Origin of the sequence: Escherichia sp. E4385, from assembly GCF_963883145.1 — a bacterium.
In the GTDB taxonomy this organism is placed as follows: Bacteria; Pseudomonadota; Gammaproteobacteria; order Enterobacterales; family Enterobacteriaceae; genus Escherichia.
In genome coordinates, this window is record NZ_CAWOOJ010000014.1 from 307,114 (window position 1) to 329,509 (window position 22,396).

The following is a 22,396-nucleotide window of genomic DNA, read 5'->3' on the forward strand; positions in this document are numbered from 1 at the left end:
TCAGGCCGCCACTTCGGTGCGGTTACGTCCGGCTTTCTTTGCTTTATAGAGCGCCATATCGGCCGATTTCAGCCACTCACGGTAGTGACTCATTTGCGGATTCAGCGGCGCGATACCGACGCTTATCCGTAATATCACCTGCGGCGTATTTGGCAGGCGTAATGCATTTAATCCTTCATGCACACGTAACATGGCAGTAATGGCGTTTTCGGCTGGCGTACCTGACATAATCACCGCAAATTCATCACCACCAAAACGACCAATCACATCGCTGCCACGCAGGGTAATTTGTAACTGTCGGGTAAGGGCAACGATTGCTTCATCACCGACATCGTGACCCCATGTATCGTTGATACTCTTAAAATGGTCGATATCAATAATCAATAGCGTCGCATCGCGATTGTGTCGGCGACAGTTATCAAACTCATTACGTAGCATGATTTCCCAGTGGCGCCGGTTGTAAACGCCCGTCATGCCGTCGCGGGTACTCATGACCTGCAATCGTCGTTTATGTTCAGCCAGTTTGGTCGCTGTCTGGTAACTGACCCAGCCAAACAGCAGAGGATAAATGACGATAATGGGAAGGGAGAGCCACCATTCCAGCGGCGCACTCTTGAGCGACACCGTGATCCCCGTGAGTTCGAGTGTGACAAGGCAGGAAACGACCATCAACACCAAACCGGCGACAAACAGACGGGGGCCGCCTGCCCCCATCAAATTCAGGCACATAATCATCAGCATTGCGATCGAAGGCAGCACGTTTACGCCCATCACGCCTACCCACATACCGGCTAACACTGCATCAGTTTTTAAGTTGTATATTTCCCGGCCAAGCGGATCAACGGCCCTGCTCGCCAACTGCCAGGCTAAATGCGGCCAGACAAATGCCCAGCCAACCAACACCAGCCACCACCAGCCTGACAGCGGGTGCGAAACCAACGTCGAGGCGATTGGTAAGAACATCCCAGCCAGTCCTACCGCTCGCGGTAGTCTGACGCGACGAGCGAAGCGCAGCCCGGATCGCTGATGTTCGTTTTGAGGAGCTAATGGTGGTATCTCCCCGTGTGCCGCCGCTTTTTTGAAAAAATTTTCATCATTCATTATTTTTGGGAACATTCAGAAACAATTTTCCCAAATTATAGAGATGGGGCGAAAGGCGGGAGTATGATATTTCGGGTGAGCCATTTTCTTAACTCACCCGTTAGCACTATAGGTTTTACGCGGCTTTCTTGAGGCAAGTACTCATAAACTTATTACGATCATCACCTTTCAGAGATTGCTGCGTCGCCTGACTATTACATTCGCGCATCTTCTGCTGCTGCGGCGTCAAACTCTTTTCACCGGGCGCAGATTTGCTGTTCTTCAGGCAATCACTCATGTATGTCTTACGGGCATCTCCTTTCAACGCCTGCGCTGTCGCCTGTTGATTACAGGAGGTCATACGCTGTTGTTGTGGGGTTAACGTTCTCTCGGCAGCGCCGACAGTGGTTAAAAAAACCAGGCCGAATAGCAGGGTAACCAGTAATGTTATTTTCATAGCACCATCCCTCTTCACATTTTAACCAGGAGCGTTTGCGCCCTTGATCTGCTTTTAAGTCTGGTTGCTAACAGCAAAAAAACCACCCGACAGCCAAAATTAGCCGCCGGGTTCGGTGTTATTTCAGCCCCAGTGCAGCTTTCATGGTGTAGAAGAGATCGGTCTGATCGGTCAAACCAACCACATTCGCAGCGTGCGGACCATATGCAGCAATACGCAACTGGCTACCGGTATGCTCTTGTGAATCCTCTTCGGAGTTCCCGTAACTCATCACCATCACTGCGCCATCTTTGGTGTTTAACGCCTGAGTCAGACCCGGCGCTTTGGTATCTGGCGCGACAATCTGGCTGGCGTGGGCGTGGTCAGCGGTGACCACCACCAGTGTGTTGCCATCCTTTTTGGCAAATTCCAGCGCCCGCTGTACGGCTTCATCGAGATCTACCGTTTCGCCAATTTGGCCACAAGGATTCGCGGCGTGATCCTGTTTATCGATCGACGCACCTTCAACTTGCAGGAAGAATCCTTTCTCATTTTTGCTCAGTAGTTCAATGGCTTTATCGGTCATCTGCGCCAGCGTAGGCACACTGTCATTGCGTTGCGGATTCGGGGTACAGGTGACTGCGGGCTTATCGATATTACCGTGGTACGTTGCTTTCGGTCCTTGCCAGCGCACTGGCATATTGCCGTCAGCAAACAGTCCAAGCAGGGGTTTTTGCTGGTTCGCTTCCGTCACCGCATTCAGCGATGCGGTATCGCTGACTAACTGATAACCACGCGCCTGCGCCTGTTCACGCAGCGTTTTTCCCTGCCATTCACCGGCGGTAGCCGTTTCAGCAAAGGTTTTTGCACCGCCGCCAAGCGTAACATCTGCACGGGCGTTAAGCAGTTGTTCAGTAATCGATCCTTTTCCACCTTTTTCCAGCGCGTTGCTCGGGCATTTTTCGCTGGTAACGCTCGGACCATAGCATTTGCGCGAGGTCACATGTGCCACTAGCGCGGCGGGAGTGGCATCCTGTATTTCAGCCGTTGAAACGTTGCCGGTCGCCAGCCCTGCGGCTTTTGCCAATTCCAGAATCGTTGGATGATCTTTTTCATGAATATCGACACCCAGCGCGCCGTTATACGTTTTGACGCCAGTTGACCAGGCTGTTGCTGACGCTGCGGAGTCGGTCACGTAGTCTGGTTTTCCGGTTTTTTTATCCAGCGCATAATGGGTGTATTGTCCGGTAAGCGGCAAGGCATCGATCCCTTTAAAAAAACCGCCCGCGCCTTCAGCATAATTGCGTGCGGCAGTGATTTCCGAATCTCCCATCCCATCACCAATCAATAAAATAATATTTTTCGCGGGTTTATCGCTAAGAGAATCGCGTAAGGCAGCGGTCTGATCGCTCGTTAATCGGCGAGCGCCGCCAGGCGCGGTAATATCCCCCTGTGCCGCCCGGTTTTCCAGAATTGGCATCTCTGGGGTCCGGGCTTTAGTAACAGGGGTAAACAGTAACGGCAAGAGAGCCAGTGCAATAGTGCTTTGTTTCACTTTATTTTCTCCATGTACAAATACATTAAAAAATAAAAACAAAGCGACTATAAGTCTCTGGCATGACAGCATTATGACAACTGTTGGAGGGCTTAACTTTTTACTGACGAGGATGCCTCAATAACTTCTTTACGTAATCGCGCAGCAGCTCCGTATCGTCATCAGGAATGCTGGCATCGGGCTTTACCGAGTATAGCGCCCCTTCAACCTGATCAATCAACCGCTGTTGGTCATTTTGCGCCATATTGCGAAGCATCGCAGTAACGATAATCTCTAGTGCTTCGACCTGCGCGCACAATTCTTTCGACTCCTCTTCCTTTTGGGCAAGCTTAAATAACAACTCAGCAATGAGATTTTTCATATCTGTATTTCCTTATCCAAAGTATGGAGAAGTTAACATTATGTTTCACAACTGCATAGAGTCTTGATGTAGTATTTTTATGACAGAGGAAATAATTTTAGCAAATATTTTTTTCATATTTATCAGCGAAACGTTTCTCTATTTTTAAATAATTCCACACATAAAATATAGGTATACAATTATTAATGTTTTTCATAATAAAAAATTATGGAATATATCCTCTTGGTTAACTTATTATTACGTATAATAACCATCCGGGCTGCAATTCACACCAGGAATAAATTAGTTTCCCGTTCATCATTTTTGTGATCTTACGCACATAATTTAGTCAGCGATGAATCTTACCCCGCAAGCTGCACGGTTTATCAGCAGAAGATTGCAACAAACTGTCAGAAGGCCGCGAATCCCCCGTTTTGTCGTGGTAATGTATGCTCTTTGTGTTCTACGGGATAGGTTTTTAAGATGGAAAAACTGCGGGTAGGAATCGTTTTTGGTGGAAAGTCAGCAGAACATGAAGTGTCTCTGCAATCGGCAAAAAACATTGTCGATGCCATTGATAAAAGTCGCTTTGACGTTGTGCTGCTGGGCATTGATAAACAAGGGCAATGGCACGTCAGCGATGCCAGCAATTATTTGCTGAACGCAGACGATCCTGCCCATATTGCGCTGCGCCCTTCGGCCACCAGTCTCGCGCAGGTGCCGGGTAAACATGAACAGCAACTTATTGATGCGCAGAACGGCCAGCCGTTGCCGACGGTGGATGTCATTTTCCCAATTGTCCACGGTACGTTGGGTGAAGATGGTTCCTTACAGGGAATGCTGCGGGTCGCCAATCTACCGTTTGTCGGTTCCGATGTTCTGGCTTCTGCTGCATGCATGGATAAAGACGTCACCAAACGTCTGCTGCGTGACGCTGGATTGAACATCGCGCCATTTATTACCCTGACGCGCGCCAATCGCCACAAAATCAGCTTCGCCGAAGTGAAGTCTAAACTTGGGTTGCCGCTGTTTGTAAAACCAGCTAATCAGGGTTCCTCTGTTGGCGTCAGCAAAGTGACCAGCGAAGAGCAGTATGCCCTTGCTGTCGATCTGGCGTTCGAATTCGATCACAAAGTGATCGTTGAGCAAGGGATCAAAGGTCGTGAGATCGAATGTGCGGTTCTGGGTAATGACAATCCGCAAGCCAGTACCTGTGGCGAGATCGTACTGACCAGCGATTTCTACGCCTACGACACCAAGTACATTGACGAAGATGGCGCGAAAGTGGTGGTTCCTGCGGACATTGCGCCGGAAATCAACGATAAGATTCGGGCGATTGCCGTTCAGGCTTACCAGGCGTTGGGATGTGCTGGCATGGCGCGTGTAGACGTCTTTTTAACGCCGAAAAACGAGGTGGTGATCAACGAGATCAACACGCTGCCAGGGTTCACTAACATCAGTATGTATCCGAAGCTGTGGCAAGCCAGTGGTCTGGGCTACACCGACCTGATCACACGTTTGATTGAGCTGGCGTTGGAGCGTCACGCAGCGGATAACGCATTGAAAACCACCATGTAATATTCAAACGCCCGGTAATATTTTTATTGGGCGTTTAATACTAATGGCAAACGTAAGATTGCCTGACAGGCCAACCAGATTTTCGTAAGCGGATAAGGCGTTCACGCCGCATCCGGCGCAATTTGTCAGCATTCCCGACCGCCCAATCCACTGTTATTGGGCGTTTTCAGTATCGTCATCGCGACGGCGAATAATCAGTCCCGCCAGCCAGAAGCTAATCACCCACGTCACCAGCCCCACCGCGTAGGTCTGCCAGCCTTTTGCTTCAAACCCCAGCAACCCCACCACGCCATTAAGAATGAATATAAGGCCAATGGCGAACGCATAGTAATGCCAGTCGCGGCGGATTTTTACAGGCAGATTCATGGCAGCTCCGTTAACGAAAAACAACATCCTTGCATATTCTGCAACATCCGTCTGTGGTGTAGACAGCATTTCCAGAACCGTTAAGAAATTTAACTTAAGGTTGCAATTTTGTGAGTCATGACGAAGATTCTCGCTTCGGGAATATTCCCAACATCAATTTACCATGATTCTGATATTGACAATCCCAATGACCTGTCAGACTTGCCATAAGCCGCTGGTATCACACCAGAAGAGAAGCAGATGACTTCCGGAGGTTTTTATGGCTGATTTCACCCTGTCAAAATCGCTGTTTAGCGGAAAATATCGCGATGCCTCTTCAACGCCTGGCAACATTGCCTATGCATTGTTTGTGCTGTTTTGCTTTTGGGCTGGGGCGCAATTGCTGAATTTGTTGGTGCATGCGCCAGGTGTCTATGAGCGTTTAATGCAGGTCCAGGAGACAGGCCGCCCACGAGTGGAAATTGGTCTGGGAGTCGGCACCATTTTCGGGCTGATCCCGTTTTTGGTTGGCTGCTTCATCTTTGCGGTGGTTGCGGTGTGGCTGCACTGGCGACATCGCCGCCAGTAAGATTTATTTTGCCAGATGCGACGTAAACATCTGGCCTACGATTACCTATTGGTCACGGCCTCATACAGCGCGCTCGTCTTTCATCGACGCGCTTCGCAAACCATGCGGTGGTAAGGTTACGGGTGATTTTCGGGCTTTCCAGTTGAATACCGGGCAACATTTCTCGCGGTAGCGATTTACCCGTTTTCGCTTCGGCGAGTTGATAAACCTTCTTATACAACGCCGTCTCTTCAAAAGAGAAACTATCCCCTTTCTCGAGCTGACGACGAATTTCGCTGTCGCTCATTCCCAGTTTGCCCGCCAGCTTACGCGTCGCCAGTTCTGTTTTACCCGGCTCTTTACTGTCATAACGAATCAAATCACCATCCAGCGCCAGCTTCACGCCGCTGGCTTTGCTGACCGCATTCTGAAACGCGGCATTACGACTGGCGTACCAACCGGCATTAAAATCGGCGAAACGGAAAATCGGCGCGCTATAGCTGGCAGGATAATTGAGTAAATGGTAAGTCCCGAACCATAATCCGCCGCGACGACTGAAGACCTCCTGACGTACCGTACCGTCCATTTTCCACGGATACCCCCTGGTATGCTGTTCGGCAAAAGCAATGCTGACCTGCATCGGCCCACCGGTGCGCACCGGGTTAAGCGAACCAAACAGCGTCTGCCCCATCGGCACCATGCTGATCAGGTCGTCAAAAATTGCACTCAACTGCTTTTCCGTGCGCACGGAATCTAACCGTTCGCTGTAGCTTTTGCCGTTCGGCGATTTGATTTTTAGCGCGGTATGAACCAGAAAAGCAGGAATGTGCATTCGTTCGGCGCGGCGGTCAATCTCTTGCCAGGCGATTTTACTTAATCCAGGAACGACCGGATCCGCCTGATAATTTGACTCCTGTTGCGCCACCGCCAGCACCGAGCAGACATTTTCCAGTGTCGGTGCCAGCCCCTGGCTTTCAAAAGTGGTGGCAAGATCTTTCGCCCAGGCATCGCGGTCTTTTACGCTGGCGGGTAACTTCTGCCGCACCACGCTCGCCACATCTATCGCTTTTTCGCCCTTTTTCAACGGCTGTGGCGCCTGATTGCTACACCCCGCTAAAACCAGAACCGCCAACAATGAAAGCGAAGACAGATGATTGACTCGCGACATTACCTCTCCTTTTTAACTCAATGTATGGGTTACTTCCTGAATTTTGTCATTATCCAGTTCATGTTCAAAGCTGCGCAGACGTTTGTAGATCGACATCAACTCGACCAGCGTGGTCCATGAGTTAATCAGATACTGGAAAGCGCCGCGAACCTGACCAAAAACGTTGGTGATTTGGGTCATCAGGCCGAGCGTAATCGTACCGGCAACAATCGACGGAAACAGCAAGAACAAACCGAAAACGTTATCGACCTGCAGGTAGAGAATGCGGGCGATGTTGAAATACATATAGTGAAAATAGAGGCGGAAATAGTTCTTCCGTACCGCGCTGAACAACTCGCGCACCGTTGGCGGTGTCGCACGCGTGGCGTCGTCTTCACCATAGACCAGCTCTTTACGGTAAGCTGCTTCTACTCGCTGGTTTTTAAACTCAAGTCCCGGCAGTTTGATCCCCACAACCGCCAGTAATCCGGTCCCCATCAGCGACCAGATAATCGCGGCAATCACCAAACCATACGGAATGTGCCCCACAATCGGCAACTCTGGCACGTGCGCGGAGAGCGTCACCAACACCGGCAAGAAGGCGATCAGCGTCATGATGGCATTAATAAAGCTGACGCCCATATTCTCAAGCGTTGAAGCAAAACGCATGGTGTCTTCCTGCACACGCTGCGCGGCCCCTTCGATATGGCGCAGTTGCTGCCAGTTCGCCATGTAGTATTCGTTCATCGCCGTACGCCAGCGGAACACATAGTGGCTGACAAAGAAATTGTTCAACACACTGATAACCACCGCGATCAGCGCTATCCCCAGAAAGACGCCCACCTCGCGATAAAACTGTTCGATGGTCACTTTATGCGGCGAACTGAGCGCGGTTTGAATCAGGTCATAAAACGGTGCATACCAGGCGTTAACTGCAACCCCAACTTCCACCAGAAACCAGGTCACGAAGATAATTAGCGCAGTGCCGAGTATTGACCAGTATTGCCAACGATGTGGGCTGTAGATAAACCAGAACAGCGCGAAAAGTCCTACGCAAACAATGTAATAAGCGTAAAAAACCAAGAAGTCTAACGACCAGAAACGGGCAGCGCTAATCGGTATCTGCCCAGAAGCCCCGGTGATGTGGGCAACCCAGTCACCGCCTCCGGCTTGCCAGAAGATGACGGCAATCAATGCCCAAACAAAGGCCGAGAGAAAAAAGGCTCCCGGTTTTGGGAAAAAAGACTTAAACATATGCTCTCCTGCTAGCTTCTTATCGTTTTAGCAACTGCTGTGTATTAACCGCATGGCCGCTTCAAAGAATCAGCCAAATGAAACCGCCCATTGTGACCAGCCGCGGGGCGCTTAGTTCGTCCTCCTGACGGGAAGAATTGTTTCGACGGATTTCACAAACAAAGGATTGTTTACATAAGCGCATTAACACGAACAGGATCACAAATGCAGACATTGGTGAGCAGGAAAAAGATCGTGTTTACGCGCCGTTACGTTTTTAACACTATTATTGCACTAATTTGCGCTTTGCAATCCATCAACGAGTAGTATAAATACGCTCAGTTACCTTCATTTAATTTATGGACACCACCGTTGAAACGTAGTCTGCTTTTTTCTGCCGTGCTGTGTGCGGCGTCATTGACCTCTGTCCACGCGGCGCAACCTATCGCCGAACCTGAATTCGCCTCTGATATTGTTGATCGCTATGCCGATCATATTTTTTACGGCAGCGGTGCCACCGGGATGGCGCTGGTCGTTATCGACGGTAATCAGCGTGTCTTTCGCAGTTATGGCGAAACTCGCCCTGGTAATAACGTTCGCCCGCAGTTGGATTCAGTAGTACGTATTGCTTCGCTCACCAAGTTGATGACCAGTGAGATGCTGGTGAAATTGCTGGACCAGGGGACAGTGAAGTTAAACGATCCACTGAGTAAATATGCCCCGCCAGGCGCACGCGTGCCAACTTATAACGGAGCCCCCATCACATTGGTGAATCTGGCAACCCACACCAGCGCCCTGCCCCGTGAACAGCCCGGTGGCGCTGCAAATCGTCCGGTGTTTGTCTGGCCGACGCGAGAGCAACGCTGGAAATATCTTTCTACGGCGAAGCTAAAAGCCGCGCCAGGCAGCCAGGCCGCGTACTCCAACCTTGCGTTCGACCTGCTGGCGGATGCGCTGGCGAATGCTTCCGGCAAGCCTTATACCCAGTTGTTTGAAGAGCAAATTACCCGTCCGCTGGGGATGAAAGACACCACCTACACACCATCGCCGGACCAGTGCCGCCGTTTGATGGTTGCCGAGCGCGGTGCCAGTCCGTGTAACAATACGCTGGCGGCCATTGGCAGCGGCGGCGTTTATTCCACACCTGGCGATATGATGCGCTGGATGCAGCAATATTTGTCTTCTGATTTTTATCAGCGCAGTCACCAGGCGGATCGCATGCAGACGCTGATTTATCAGCGTGCACAGTTTACGAAAGTGATTGGCATGGATGTGCCAGGCAGAGCGGATGCTCTCGGTTTAGGCTGGGTGTATATGGCACCGAAGGATGGACGTCCGGGTATTATTCAGAAGACCGGTGGTGGCGGTGGTTTCATTACCTATATGGCGATGATCCCGCAAAAAAATATCGGTGCGTTTGTGGTCGTGACCCGCTCACCATTAACACGGTTTAAAAATATGAGCGATGGCATCAATGATTTGGTGACCGAACTTAGCGGGAATAAACCGATGGTCATTCCCGCTTCCTGATTAATACTCTGAAGGCAAACGGTTGATAGCGACCAGTTTGCCTTTATTCATTTCGATATAGCCGCCCTTGCGTAAAGCCGCAAGAACTTCTGCCACGACGGAACGTGATATGCGTGTACGTTGATGGATATAATTCATTACGCCAATGCGTGATCGTAATTCATCATTCCAATCAATCATTGATAATAATGTCGCACGGATTTGCTCGTAGGAATTATGCCCAATGAGCTGAACGTCGCGTAATTCCAGGATTTTATTTTGCCAGGCTAACCAGTAAAAAGCGTCACGCCAGAGTTGATTTTGTTCAATAAGAGTAATGGTTTGTTTGGCTGGTAGATGATATCCCGTACAGTTTCCTTCTGATATTAATTTGTATGGTATATCGTTTTTCATTAAACCATCAGTCAGTCCCATAATATAAGGGGCTTGCGTAATACCGATAAGTACGTTTTCTTCTCTACGGAGAGAGATAACACCTTCTAAAATAACGAATGTATCTTCGCTGTTTACATCACTGGAGAATATGACTTGTTTTTCATTATTAAACTCGAAGCGCGTGCCGTATCTGGACAAACATTTATCGAGCTTACCAAATTCCTGAAGAGGTTTAACTACAGATAACATTTGCGCGTCCTTTGCAGTAATGCCCGTCAAATCCTTGACGGGCATTATTTAGATTAAATTACCAGTATTTCTTCAGAGTGAAGAATATTACCAGGTATATTTAACACCCACGTTCGCGGACCAATCTTGATCTACGTCACCACCACCGAGGTAGTTAGCATCGGTATAGGCGCTGAAGTTCTTGGTGAAGCTGAACTGAGCCCCCAGACCAACACGTACCGCAGACCCTTCAGTACCGTTATCGATGGAATCGCCGTTCACATCGTTATCGTTGTTAGAGTCGTCGTAGACGTAAGCCAGTTTGAAGTACGGAGTCAGAGCCTGGTCTTCGCTGTAAGTGAAGGTATAACCTGCATCTACACCCAGTTCATAACGCATGCTGTCGTAAGACTGACCGTCAACTTTCATGTCGTTGCTCAGCTGGTAGTCATCACCAGACTGGAACAGACCAGAAATGCTGCCGTAAGGAGTTACGTAACCAGCATCACCCAGTTTGAAGTCGTAACCGGCTTTCAAACCGAAGCCCCATGCGTCAGAGTTGGTGCTACCGTCAACGTAAGTACCGTTGCTCATGGTTGCAGACAGATCGTTGTTGAAGTGAGAGTAGCTCAAGCTACCATCAACAAAGATGTTGTTCGCGAAGCGAGCAGAAGAGTAGATGTAGGCAGACTGGCTGTCTTGATCCACCTGACCAGAACGGTCATTCATGTCGCCTTTACCGAAGCCTGCAGCCGCACCGACGATCCACTTAGCGTTGTTACCATCAATTTTGGTATCAACACCGACCATGATGCCGTTAACATCCTGATCGTAGTCAATGGTACCGTTGTTGCCGTTGAAGTTACCACCGAAGTAGCTTACCCATGCGCCGCCGTTATCAGCCAGACCATGACGAGAGTTGGTCAAACGAGTACCCACGGTGTCTTGTTCCAGGTTCCAGATATTGGTGTTTGCAGACGGGATGCTCAGCGCCATGTTAGCGTAGTCAGTCAGTTCGGTCTGATGCAGAACAACAGTGTTACCTTCCTGACGAGCTTCGTAGGTGTAAGCACCCAGGTCAGCTTTGTTAGCAGCAGAGAAGGTAGCGTCGCTGTTTTTGTCGTTAACGTAGATCAGCTCGTTGCCGTTGTAGTCAGCGATAGAACCAGCACCAGTAGCGTTGTCGATACGAACTTTGTAGTTACCGGTTGCAGCTGCAACATGGTCACCATTGTTATCAACTTCGTTCTGACCAGCTTCGATAGAAGCAGTGTTATCGTTATCGCCGTTACCGTTAATAGTCAGGTGACCATCAGAGTTCATTGCGATTAAGCCATAACCGTAGTTTGACTTGGTAGTGTCGTTGGTACGGTCGTTGGTCAGGTCTGCATCAAGTACGAAGCGGTTGCTTTCGATGTTGAATACACCAGCGTGAATGTTACCACTGGTATCAGTGGTGCTGGTCAGGTTCAGAGTATCAACCTGAAGAGCATTCGCTGCTGTGTTACCTACATCCAGAATACCGTCGTTAGTCACTTTGATATTGTTCGCATACAGAGCTGCATCACCTACAGCCCAACCAGCAGAAACTTCATCAGAGATGGTTACGGTACTGTTGTCGATAGTCAGTGAATCAGTTGCAACGTGACCATCTTCGTTGATGTTCAGCGCAGAAAGACCTGTCAGAGAGATAGAGTCAGAAATCAGCATTGAATCAGCAACATTAACAGTTGAACCACTGTTGATGCTCAGAGTGTCGATCAGAGAAGTTTTGGTGGTATCCCACTGTGAACCGGTGTTCAAGGTCACATTGAACAGACCGCTCTGGTAAACTTCGTTACCGATGATGTGATCAAATTCGCTGTATGCAGAGTCGCTGTTTTCCACGCCCACTGTTGATAAAGGCCACAGGCTGTTAGCTGCGATGTCGATCAGAGTGGCAGTGGCTTCGGTATTGATATCATAGGTATAAGATTCATTTACACCATCGCCATCAATATCAACACCAACCTGATGTGCAGACATTGCCGCACCAACCCACTTGCTACCATTGTTCAGGGTCAGATCCAAGCGATCGGTACCATCCCAACCGTTAGTATCTACATCACCGTCAGCATCACGATAGCTATCACGACCATGTGGGAAGAAGTTCTCATCAAAGTTACTTGAGAAGAATACATCACCCATCAGTGTGGAATTATCGAATGTTGCAGTGGTCTGCATAGCGTTATCAGCATCAGGATGTGCAATAACGGCTAATGCGATATCATCAGCATTCCAGCCATTACCATTGTAATCACTGGCATTACCGGTATTACCAAACCAACCAGTAGTACCTTCATCAGTCCATGAACCAGAGGTCACGGTAGAATCTTTAACAGTGATGGTATTATTAAATACTTCGCTGCTGTTTACACCAGTGCTGACAGTGTTGTCGTCGATATCTTCCCACTCATAACCCTGAGCCAGTGTAATACCTGCTACGTGAGAGTTATTAGTGATGGACAGATCAACTTCCTGATCCAGAGTGATAGCCGTACCAATGTTATAAACGTCTACAACATGAGTATCAGCGGCATTATTGTAGGTGCCGTTATATGTGTAGTGTTCGTAGTTGTCGTCGATTGTTGAATTATCAACAGTCAGCGCCAAACGATCATGATAGTAATCATTCGCGCGATCTGCACAACCGTCTTTGGTCATGCACTCGGAGTAAATCATACCGTGAATAGTGCTGTTTTTGATTGTCAGACTATTGGCGTTGGTATTGGTAGAAATACCGTCATCCAGATAGTAGGTAGAAATCACGCCGTTAACGGTAGCGTTATTAATGACCGGGTAGATATCGCCGTTGTAATAGCTATCTGTGGCATAGTTATTCCAACCTACATAACCATCATAGTAAACGCCATCAACATAGGTGGCGTCGTTGTAGTGATGAAAAGTATTGTAAGTTTGACCAGAAATATCGTTGGTCGCTGCATTAGCCTGAGAGGTGATAGCCAGAGTGCAAGCCAATGCTAATTGTGATACTACAAGTTTCTTTTTCCAGGAGTGCATTTGTCATCCCTCCTCAGGGACGTAATAAGTTGATCCATCAATTATCAATGCATAGAAAACATCTTATGTTTCGCGTTTACGATTATGCGGCGTTATAGAGGAATGGTTCAATTATTCTTTCCCCTAAGTCCGATTGTGGACATATATAAAAAACATCTACACACGCAAAGAAAAAACTGACAAAAACACAGTTTTTCAACACGTTAATGAAAGCGTTAATTTTGAATTATAGCTTCTAAAAATATCAAACCAACAAACCAGATAAATAATTTATCAATAAACAATGAACTTTAATCCATTCAATTTTTGACAGCTCAACCAAATCAACAAAAACAATAATTGAGGATTATAAATAAAAATTAAAAATATTTGCAGTGAATATAAAATCATTGCTATTTCTATTACAAAGATGTCCTGACCTCTCTTTCGTTCTCTTCTTATCAACATCGCGACAACTTTCGTAAAACACTCCCGCCCAGCATCAGGTATACTGTGCACCTTAATTCCACAAACATCAGGCAGACCATGACAGATTTAATCCAACGCCCTCGTCGCCTGCGCAAATCTCCTGCGCTGCGCGCTATGTTTGAAGAGACAACACTTAGCCTTAACGACCTGGTGTTGCCGATCTTTGTTGAAGAAGAAATTGACGACTACAAAGCCGTTGAAGCCATGCCCGGCGTAATGCGCATTCCAGAGAAACATCTGGCGCGTGAAATCGAACGCATCGCCAACGCCGGTATTCGTTCGGTGATGACTTTCGGCATCTCTCACCATACTGATGAAACCGGCAGTGATGCCTGGCGGGAAGATGGTCTGGTGGCGCGTATGTCGCGCATCTGCAAGCAGACCGTGCCTGAAATGATCGTCATGTCAGACACCTGTTTCTGTGAATACACTTCTCACGGACACTGCGGCGTGTTGTGCGATCACGGTGTCGACAACGACGCAACTCTGGTGAATTTAGGCAAACAAGCGGTGGTTGCAGCTGCTGCCGGTGCTGACTTCATCGCCCCTTCCGCTGCAATGGACGGTCAGGTGCAAGCGATTCGCCAGGCGCTGGACGCTGCGGGCTTTACCGACACCGCGATCATGTCGTATTCGACCAAGTTCGCCTCCTCCTTTTATGGTCCGTTCCGTGAAGCGGCCGGAAGCGCATTAAAAGGCGATCGCAAAAGCTATCAGATGAACCCAATGAACCGTCGTGAGGCGATTCGTGAGTCACTGCTGGATGAAGCCCAGGGCGCAGACTGCCTGATGGTTAAACCAGCTGGCGCGTACCTCGACATCGTGCGTGAGCTGCGTGAACGTACTGAATTGCCGATTGGCGCGTATCAGGTGAGCGGCGAGTACGCGATGATTAAATTCGCCGCGCTGGCAGGTGCTATAGATGAAGAGAAAGTGGTGCTCGAAAGCTTAGGTTCGATTAAGCGTGCGGGTGCGGATCTGATTTTCAGCTACTTTGCGCTGGATCTGGCTGAGAAGAAGATTCTGCGTTAATGATCATTATGCCGGGTTATCCCAACCCGGCATTTCCCCTTCACCCCGCCCGATAAAACGGTTTATCCCCGAGAATCGTCGCGCGATGCATAATACGCCGCTGCGGCAAATAATCGGCATTCGCATAATGCTGAGTCACGCGATTATCCCAAATCGCAATATCATTCGGTTGCCAGCGCCAACGCACCTGAAACTCCGGTTTGGTGATATGGGCAAACAAAAAGCCTAACAAGGCTTCGCTCTCTTTCTCGCTGACATCGACAATTCGCGTAGTAAATCCTTCATTAACAAACAGTGCCTGTTTGCCGCTCACCGGATGCGTACGCACCACTGGATGTAACAACGGCGGATTTTTCGCGGCCGCCTCGCGCCAACGTTGATGTTCCTCTTCAGTTTTGCGGTACTTGTATTCCGGGAACGATTTACGGAAATCATGCTCCGCGCGCAGCCCGCTCAAAAGCTGGCGGAAAGGAACAGAAAGCGCCTCATAGGCCGCAATACCGCTGGTCCAGAGCGTATCGCCACCGGTCGATGGCAACTCTTTCGCTGCGAGAATCGCCCCTGCAGGCGGCGTCTCAATAAATGTCACATCGGTGTGCCAGTTGTCGTTATCCGGCGGATTATCGTTATGGGTGTCCAGTACGATGATCTCGTCAACCCCTTCGGCATGAGGATAAACAGGATGAATATGCAGTTCGCCAAAACGCTGAGCCAGCGCACGTTGCTGCTGTGGCGTTATCGCCTGTTCACGCAGAAAAACCACCTGATGACGCAGCACCGCATGGTAAAGCTGTTCAAACTGATTATCGCTTAACGGGCGCGTCAGGTCGGCACCCGAAATTTGTGCGCCAATATACGGCCCCAGCGGGGTAATGCTCAGACGTTCACTCATTGTACTTCTCCATGCCAGGGCGTCAGGCGGCGTTGTAACGCACGCAGACCCAGTTCTAAAAGAAAGGCGATAATCGCAATCACCGCGATCCCCGCCAGCACCACGTCAGTCGCGAGGAATTCACCTGCTGACTGGACCATAAAACCTAAGCCTCGCGTTGCGGCAATCAACTCCGCCGCCACTAACGTAGACCAGCCCACCCCCAGACCAATGCGTAATCCGGTGAGGATTTCCGGCAGCGCGCCAGGCAAAATGACAAACCACAGCACCTGTATACGGCTGGCCCCCAGCGACTGCGCGGCACGAATGCGAACCTGCTGCGCGCTTTTCACCCCCGCCAGCGCCGACATCGCCACCGGTGCAAAAATCGCTAAATAGATCAGTAAGATCTTCGACGTTTCGCCAATACCAAACCAGATCACCATCAGCGGCAAATAGGCCAGCGGCGGCACCGGACGATAAAGCTCGATTACCGGATCCAAAATGCCGCGTACCGTAGGGCTAAGTCCCATCGCGATCCCGACCGGAATACCGATCAACACCGCTGCAAATAGCGCCAGCATAATGCGCGTCAGGCTGGCAGCCAGATGCTGCCACAGCGTGGCGTCCATAAAGCCTTGCGGTCCGGCAATGGTGAGCAGTTTTTCCAGTACCTGTTGCGGCGGCGGCAAAAACAGCGGGCTAATCAGTTGCAGCGTCGCCACCGTCCACCATATGGTGAGTAAAACCGCTAACGTACCAATGCTTAAGGTCACTTGCCGTGAGAGCGGCCAGCGCCATTTCAACCGACTCGAATGCAGTTTTTCGTTAATGAGCACACTCATGAGAACGCCTCCCGTTGCTCAAATACGCGGCTTAAAACATATTCGCGAATGGCAATAAACTGCGGATCGGACTTGATGCTGCGACTCGATTCTCCCGCAACAAAACGGCGAGCGAAGTCGAGCGGAAGACGCTCCAGCACACGCCCTGGCCCTGGCGAAAGCAGAACCAGCTCGGTCGCCATAAACACCGCTTCCTCTATATCGTGAGTAATCAACAGTACCTGCTTGCCAGTCTCCTGCCAGAGTTTCAGCAACAAGGTTTGCATCTGGTCGCGGGTAAAGGCGTCCAGCGCGCCAAACGGCTCGTCGAGTAATAACAGTTGGGGATTTGCCGCCAGCGCGCGGGCAATCCCCACTCGCTGACGCTGGCCTCCAGAAAGCTGCCAGATGAAGCGTTTTTCTGCGCCTTCCAGACCTACTTTTTTCAGCATCTGGAGAGCAATTTCCAGACGCTGCATTTTCTCCATCCCCGCCAGTTGCAGACCGAACGCCACGTTATCCTGCACATTGCGCCACGGTAGCAATCCTTCATTCTGAAAAACCACGCCGCGTTCTGCTCCCGGTCCCTGAATGTGTTTGCCCGCCAGTTGAATGCTGCCGTGCTGATAAGGCACAAAACCAGCAATTAAATTCAGCAACGTGGTTTTGCCGCAGCCGGACGGTCCCAGCACAACCAGCAGCTCGCTGCTTTCCAGCGTCAGGTTGATATCTTCCAGTGCTGGTTTACCGCCATAATCGGCGTAAAGATGAGAGATTTGCAGCATCTGCGCCTCCTTTTATTGCACGAAGCGAGAGGTAACGTACTGGCTGTAATCATTCGCCACGGCGGGGACTTTGCCCTGATCTTTCAAAAACTGGGCCGTGTCGATGATCGCTTTGTTCACCGGTCCGGTCAGTTCTGCCGTTTGCTGCTGCGGCGTCAGATAGGTGTTTCCCTTCACCAGCCCCGGCACATCGCCTTCCGGCACGCCGCTTAAGCGCGCCAGTTTGCTGATGTTTTCCGACTGTTTCAGCCAGGCTTCAGGGTTAGCAATATACGGTTGCTGAGCATTGATGGCGCTTTTGGCGAACGCTTTCACTACCTCTGGATGTTTCTCGGCAAAATCTTTCCGCACTACCCAGACGTCCAGCGTCGGCGCGCCCCACTGCCCGACCTGTTCAGAATCGGTCAGCACCTTGCCGTCTTTTTCCAGGGCGTTAACCGCAGGCGCCCAGACATAAGCGCCATCGATATCTCCTCGTTGCCAGGCGGCGATAATCGCGGGCGGCTGCAGGTTCACTATCTCCACTTGCCCAGGTTTAATGCCCCAGTGTTTCAGCGCCGCCAGCAGGCTGTAATGTGTAGTGGAGATAAACGGCACGGCGATACGTTTACCAATCAAGTCTTCCGGTTTGCTGATGGTTTTCTTTACCACCAACGCCTCGGAGTTGCCCAGTTTTGACGCCAGCAAGAAGACTTCAATCGGCACTTGTTGGCTGGCAGCTACCGCCAATGGGCTGGAACCAAGATTACCGATTTGCACATCGCCCGAGGCCAAGGCCCGCACGATGCTGGCCCCGCTGTCAAACTTACGCCAGTCCACCGTCGCCCCGCTCTCTTTGGCAAAGGTGTTATCAGCCTGTGCGACTTTCGCCGGTTCGGCGGAGGTTTGATAGGCCACGGTGACGTTCACCGCCTGCGCCTGAAAAGCGATGAATGCCAGTGCGGCAAGAAGTGTGTTACGCGATGAAATTGCCATGATTGTCTGCTCCCCTGTCTTGTTATGGGAGCAGTATTCGCGGACAAAGACATTTGATAAAAGAATTAGTCGTTATGGTACAGATGATTTTATTCTTAGCAAAAAAACAGCAAAGGAAAGGTTAATTATGCAATTAGCATCATCCCACAACTCGGGGAAATTGCTGTACTGCATTTTATTGATGCATAAAAAGTCAGATTACGAGATTTACTATCTTCTGATTTTTATTAAAACCAAAATATATGACAAAGTTATTATATTCGCATTAAATATACTACTGTATTGTTTTTCACCCACCGCATATTACATTCACAACATGTATATAAACAATATCCGTTCATTGAACATATTTTTTAAATGCAATTAATTGACAAACTAATTCACATCTAAATACAATGCGCAAAAGAAAATAACTATACATAGCAAACACACAAAAAACCAACATATGAACTACGTAAAAAAAACTTTACCCTGTCGATTTTCAGGCCCTCATAGCATCCTGGCACTAAGTTATTAGCAACTTTCACTACGTATAAATTTTAACGTCTGTTTGCGCCAGAGATTACGTCTCTGCGCGTATCGCTGCGCTTGTAGTATAATAATTAAAAATGGAGTGTCATTAAGTGGATAAGGTTTTAAATTCTGCTCTCCTTTCTTCAAAAAATAAAAAGAAAGGTATTCTTGCTATTGGCGCACACCCTGACGATATAGAATTAGGCTGCGGCGCATCGCTCGCTCGTCTTGCCCAAAAAGGGATTTATATTGCTGCCGTAGTTATGACTACCGGCAATTCTGGCACAGATGGAATAATCGATCGCCACGCAGAGTCACGCGAAGCCCTAAAGATATTAGGATGCCAGCAGACTATTCATCTTAATTTTGCTGATACCCGTGCTCATTTACATCTCAATGATATGATTACCGCCCTGGAAAATATCATTAAGTCTCAAATTCCGTCTGATGTTGAAATCATTCGTGTCTATACCATGCATGATGCCGACCGCCATCAGGATCATCTGGCCGTTTATCAGGCGTCAATGGTGGCCTGTCGGGCAATTCCTCAAATTCTCGGCTACGAAACGCCAAGTACCTGGCTTTCATTTATGCCCCAGGTTTTTGAATCCGTGGAAGAGAAATATTTTTCTATAAAACTAAACGCGTTACAAAAACATAAAAGTCAGAGTCTGCGTGATTATATGCGCCCAGAACGTTTGCGTGCTGTCGCACAATTTCGCGGACAACAGGTCAATAGCGACCTGGGTGAAGGCTTTGTTATTCATAAAATGATTCTTTGAGCAGATTGCATGAAAACCTGGATCTTTATATGTATGGCCGTAGCAATATTACTATGGTTCCTGAGTACGTTAAGGCGTAAGCCCAGCCAAAAAAAAGGCTGTATTGACGCAATTATTCCTGCCTATAACGAAGGCCCTTGTCTGGCACAGTCGCTGGAAAATCTGCTACGCAACCCTTATTTTTGCCGGGTAATTTGCGTTAACGACGGCTCCACTGATAATACCGAAGCAGTCATGGCAGAAGTAAAACGTAAATGGGGCGACCGCTTTGTTGCCGTCACGCAAAAAAATACCGGTAAAGGCGGTGCGCTAATGAATGGCCTCAACTACGCCACCTGCGACCTGGTTTTTTTAAGCGATGCCGATACTTACGTCCCGCCCGATAAAAACGGCATGGGCTATATGTTGGCGGAAATTGAGCGCGGCGCTGACGCCGTAGGCGGCATTCCCTCCACCGCGTTAAAAGGCGCTGGCCTGTTGCCGCACATCCGCGCGACGGTGAAGTTGCCAATGATTGTTATGAAGCGCACGCTACAACAACTATTGGGCGGTGCGCCGTTTATTGTCAGCGGAGCCTGCGGGATGTTTCGCACCGATGTGCTGCGTAAATTTGGTTTCTCTGATCGTACCAAAGTCGAAGACCTCGACCTTACCTGGACGTTGGTGGCTAATGGCTACCGTGTTCGTCAAGCGAATCGCTGCATCGTTTATCCGCAGGAATGCAATAGTCCGCTTGATGAATGGCGACGCTGGCGGCGCTGGATTGTGGGCTACGCGGTATGTATGCGCCTACATAAAAAACTTTTATTTAGCCGCTTTGGCATATTCAGTATTTTTCCCATGCTGCTGGTTGTGCTTTATGGCGTTGGGATTTATCTCACTACCTGGTTTAATGAATTCATCGCCACCGGGCCACATGGCGTAATATTGGCAATGTTTCCACTTATCTGGGTCGGCGTAGTTTGTGTTATTGGTGCTTTTAGCGCCTGGTTTCATCGTTGCTGGTTATTGGTGCCTTTAGCGCCTTTTTCCGTTGTGTATGTATTATTAGCTTATGCCATCTGGATTATTTATGGACTTATTGCCTTTTTTACTGGACGCGAACCTCAGCGCGACAAACCCACCCGTTATTCCGCACTGGTGGAAGCGCCAACCGCTTATTCCAACTCTTCTGTCGCAGGAACTGAAAAGCTATCTGAAGCTTAATGTTAAAGAGAAAAATATTCAGATTGCAGACCAGGTAATTATTGATGAGAGTGCCGGTGAAGTTATTATTGGCACCAATACCCGTATTTGCCACGGTGCAGTGATTCAAGGACCGGTAGTGATTGGCGCAAATTGCCTGATTGGCAATTATGCTTTTATTCGCCCCAACACGGTAATCAGCAATGGTGTAAAAATTGGTTTTGCCACAGAAATAAAAAATGCGGTTATTGAAGAGGAAGCAACGATTGGTCCGCAATGTTTTATTGCCGACTCGGTGGTAGCAAACGGAGCATATTTAGGCGCGCTGGTGCGTACCAGTAATCATCGTCTGGATGAACAACCAGTATCGGTTCGCACCGCGGAAGGTACTATCGCTACCGGATGCGATAAATTAGGTTGTTATATTGGTCGGCGTTCACGACTTGGTGTGCAGGTTATTATTTTACCGGGGCGAATTATTTCTCCGAATACACAGCTTGGTCCACGCGTTATTGTAGAACGTAATTTACCTACCGGAAATTACTCACTCCGGCAAGAACTTATCCGTACAGGAGATTAAAATGATAAAACGGACGTTATTAGCGGCAGCAGTCTTTAGCGCATTGCCCGCTTATGCCGGGTTAACATCTATTACCGCAGGCTACGATTTTACCGATTATTCTGGCGATCATGGTAACCGTAATTTAGCGTATGCCGAACTGATCGCAAAGGTTGAAAACGCAACACTGCTTTTCAATCTTTCCCAGGGACGTCGAGATTACGAGACTGAAAGTTTCAATGCCACACGCGGCCAGGGTGCTGTCTGGTATAAATGGAATAACTGGCTGACGACCCGAACGGGTATTGCATTTGCAGATAATACGCCGGTCTTTGCCCGCCAGGATTTTCGTCAGGATATTAACCTGGCCCTGCTGCCAAAAACGGTGTTCACGACCGGTTATCGCTACACCAAATATTACGATGACGTTGACGTTAATGCCTGGCAAGGTGGCGTTTCGCTTTATACCGGCCCGGTGATCACCAGCTATCGCTATACCCATTATGACTCAAGCGATGCGGGCGGCAGTTACAGCAATATGATTTCCCTGCGCCTGAACGATACGCGCGGCAGTGGTTATACCCAGCTTTGGCTAACTCGCGGGACCGGAGCTTACACTTATGACTGGTCGCCAGAGACACGACACGGCAGTATGAAGAGCGTCAGTTTACAGCGTATTCAGCCTTTAACAGAGCAACTTAATTTGGGGCTGACGGCAGGTAAAGTGTGGTACGACACCCCAACCGATGATTATGACGGCTTGCAACTCGCAGCTCATCTGACCTGGAAATTTTGATTCCTTCTGCCGCCCGCTATCCAGGGCGGCCTTCCCTGCCGATTAGCGCCCAAACACTTTCCTTTTCGTTTTCCGCCCACATTCATCGGATAAATTTTATTCTCCATTGTTATATACTATAGGGGGGTATG

At 49.1% G+C, this 22,396-nt stretch carries 21 protein-coding genes and 1 pseudogene; 8 read left to right on the plus strand and 14 right to left on the minus strand.

What is annotated here, in order from left to right; translation table 11 throughout:
* The 4 genes from adrA to iraP form a co-directional block, all read right to left on the minus strand.
* The gene (gene adrA / locus AACS80_RS15885) at positions 1–1,116 is read right to left on the minus strand and encodes a diguanylate cyclase AdrA (protein ID WP_135409582.1); all 1,116 of its coding nucleotides are present in this window, start codon (positions 1,114–1,116) and stop codon (positions 1–3) included.
* A 100-nt stretch (positions 1,117–1,216) separates the two neighbouring features.
* Complete coding sequence (gene psiF / locus AACS80_RS15890; protein ID WP_130206185.1) at positions 1,217–1,537, minus strand: phosphate starvation-inducible protein PsiF; 321 nt, start codon at positions 1,535–1,537, stop codon at positions 1,217–1,219.
* 118 nt (positions 1,538–1,655) lie between these two features.
* Entirely contained in the window at positions 1,656–3,071 is a 1,416-nt protein-coding gene (phoA, locus tag AACS80_RS15895) for an alkaline phosphatase (RefSeq protein ID WP_130260321.1), read from the minus strand.
* A 100-nt stretch (positions 3,072–3,171) separates the two neighbouring features.
* Complete coding sequence (gene iraP / locus AACS80_RS15900; protein ID WP_064527081.1) at positions 3,172–3,432, minus strand: anti-adapter protein IraP; 261 nt, start codon at positions 3,430–3,432, stop codon at positions 3,172–3,174.
* 462 nt (positions 3,433–3,894) lie between these two features.
* Here iraP and ddlA point away from each other — a divergent pair, with 462 nt between their 5' ends.
* The gene (gene ddlA / locus AACS80_RS15905) at positions 3,895–4,989 is read left to right on the plus strand and encodes a D-alanine--D-alanine ligase (RefSeq protein WP_130206181.1); all 1,095 of its coding nucleotides are present in this window, start codon (positions 3,895–3,897) and stop codon (positions 4,987–4,989) included.
* Between the two features lie 153 nt (positions 4,990–5,142).
* Here the strand turns inward: ddlA and AACS80_RS15910 are convergent, their stop codons facing one another.
* Positions 5,143–5,355: a DUF2754 domain-containing protein gene (locus AACS80_RS15910; RefSeq protein ID WP_130237775.1), complete on the minus strand. Its 213-nt coding sequence runs from the start codon at positions 5,353–5,355 to the stop codon at positions 5,143–5,145.
* Positions 5,356–5,614: 259 nt separating this feature from the next.
* Between AACS80_RS15910 and AACS80_RS15915 the strand changes: the two genes are divergently transcribed.
* Positions 5,615–5,923 carry a YaiY family protein gene (locus AACS80_RS15915; protein ID WP_064527077.1) on the plus strand — a complete coding sequence of 103 codons (309 nt, stop codon included), beginning with the start codon at positions 5,615–5,617 and terminating at the stop codon, positions 5,921–5,923.
* 52 nt (positions 5,924–5,975) lie between these two features.
* Here the strand turns inward: AACS80_RS15915 and yaiW are convergent, their stop codons facing one another.
* Together yaiW and sbmA are read right to left on the minus strand one after the other, a co-directional pair.
* Positions 5,976–7,070, minus strand: a complete 1,095-nt coding sequence (gene yaiW, locus AACS80_RS15920; RefSeq protein WP_135409581.1) for a surface-exposed outer membrane lipoprotein YaiW — start codon at positions 7,068–7,070, stop codon at positions 5,976–5,978.
* 12 nt (positions 7,071–7,082) lie between these two features.
* Positions 7,083–8,303, minus strand: a complete 1,221-nt coding sequence (gene sbmA, locus AACS80_RS15925; protein WP_130215390.1) for a peptide antibiotic transporter SbmA — start codon at positions 8,301–8,303, stop codon at positions 7,083–7,085.
* 351 nt (positions 8,304–8,654) lie between these two features.
* On the opposite strand from sbmA, the gene ampH reads away from it, so the two are divergent.
* Positions 8,655–9,812: a D-alanyl-D-alanine-carboxypeptidase/endopeptidase AmpH gene (gene ampH, locus AACS80_RS15930; RefSeq protein WP_130258527.1), complete on the plus strand. Its 1,158-nt coding sequence runs from the start codon at positions 8,655–8,657 to the stop codon at positions 9,810–9,812.
* On the opposite strand, the gene iprA is transcribed toward ampH, so the two are convergent.
* Complete coding sequence (iprA, locus tag AACS80_RS15935; protein ID WP_130206171.1) at positions 9,813–10,436, minus strand: hydrogen peroxide resistance inhibitor IprA; 624 nt, start codon at positions 10,434–10,436, stop codon at positions 9,813–9,815.
* An 87-nt stretch (positions 10,437–10,523) separates the two neighbouring features.
* Positions 10,524–13,475 (minus strand): autotransporter adhesin EhaB, encoded by a 2,952-nt coding sequence (gene ehaB / locus AACS80_RS15940; RefSeq protein ID WP_135409580.1) that lies wholly within the window; start codon positions 13,473–13,475, stop codon positions 10,524–10,526.
* 525 nt (positions 13,476–14,000) lie between these two features.
* On the opposite strand from ehaB, the gene hemB reads away from it, so the two are divergent.
* Positions 14,001–14,975, plus strand: coding sequence for a porphobilinogen synthase (gene hemB / locus AACS80_RS15945; RefSeq protein WP_130206167.1), 975 nt, complete (start codon positions 14,001–14,003; stop codon positions 14,973–14,975).
* Between the two features lie 40 nt (positions 14,976–15,015).
* Here hemB and tauD read toward each other — a convergent pair whose 3' ends face one another.
* The 4 genes from tauD to tauA are packed head-to-tail and all read right to left on the minus strand — an operon-like array spanning position 15,016 to position 18,430.
* Positions 15,016–15,867 carry a taurine dioxygenase gene (tauD, locus tag AACS80_RS15950; RefSeq protein ID WP_130258525.1) on the minus strand — a complete coding sequence of 284 codons (852 nt, stop codon included), beginning with the start codon at positions 15,865–15,867 and terminating at the stop codon, positions 15,016–15,018.
* Positions 15,864–16,691 (minus strand): taurine ABC transporter permease TauC, encoded by an 828-nt coding sequence (gene tauC, locus AACS80_RS15955; protein ID WP_130206163.1) that lies wholly within the window; start codon positions 16,689–16,691, stop codon positions 15,864–15,866. Before tauC ends, tauD begins: the two co-directional genes overlap by 4 nt.
* Positions 16,688–17,455, minus strand: a complete 768-nt coding sequence (gene tauB / locus AACS80_RS15960) for a taurine ABC transporter ATP-binding subunit (RefSeq protein ID WP_130215378.1) — start codon at positions 17,453–17,455, stop codon at positions 16,688–16,690. The genes tauC and tauB overlap by 4 nt, the downstream gene beginning before the upstream one ends.
* Positions 17,456–17,467: 12 nt before the next feature.
* A complete protein-coding gene (gene tauA / locus AACS80_RS15965) occupies positions 17,468–18,430 on the minus strand; it encodes a taurine ABC transporter substrate-binding protein (protein ID WP_135409579.1) in 963 nt (320 codons plus the stop codon).
* 623 nt (positions 18,431–19,053) lie between these two features.
* Between tauA and AACS80_RS23990 the strand changes: the two are divergent.
* A pseudogene (locus tag AACS80_RS23990) lies at positions 19,054–19,464 on the plus strand (PIG-L deacetylase family protein); the annotation flags it as partial.
* A gap of 126 nt (positions 19,465–19,590) precedes the next feature.
* On the opposite strand, the gene AACS80_RS23995 reads toward AACS80_RS23990, so the two are convergent.
* On the minus strand, positions 19,591–19,710 hold the full coding sequence (locus tag AACS80_RS23995) for a hypothetical protein (protein ID WP_445236447.1): 120 nt from the start codon (positions 19,708–19,710) through the stop codon (positions 19,591–19,593).
* A gap of 24 nt (positions 19,711–19,734) precedes the next feature.
* Between AACS80_RS23995 and AACS80_RS15975 the strand changes: the two genes are divergently transcribed.
* Genes AACS80_RS15975 through AACS80_RS15985 form a run of 3 tightly spaced genes read left to right on the plus strand, consistent with a single transcriptional unit; the run spans position 19,735 to position 22,265 of the window.
* Positions 19,735–20,931, plus strand: coding sequence for a glycosyltransferase (locus AACS80_RS15975; RefSeq protein ID WP_131160956.1), 1,197 nt, complete (start codon positions 19,735–19,737; stop codon positions 20,929–20,931).
* A complete protein-coding gene (locus AACS80_RS15980) occupies positions 20,897–21,490 on the plus strand; it encodes an acetyltransferase (RefSeq protein WP_240730954.1) in 594 nt (197 codons plus the stop codon). Before AACS80_RS15975 ends, AACS80_RS15980 begins: the two co-directional genes overlap by 35 nt.
* A 1-nt stretch (position 21,491) precedes the next feature.
* Entirely contained in the window at positions 21,492–22,265 is a 774-nt protein-coding gene (locus tag AACS80_RS15985) for a YaiO family outer membrane beta-barrel protein (RefSeq protein ID WP_135409578.1), read from the plus strand.
* The last annotated feature ends 131 nt before the right edge of the window (positions 22,266–22,396 follow it).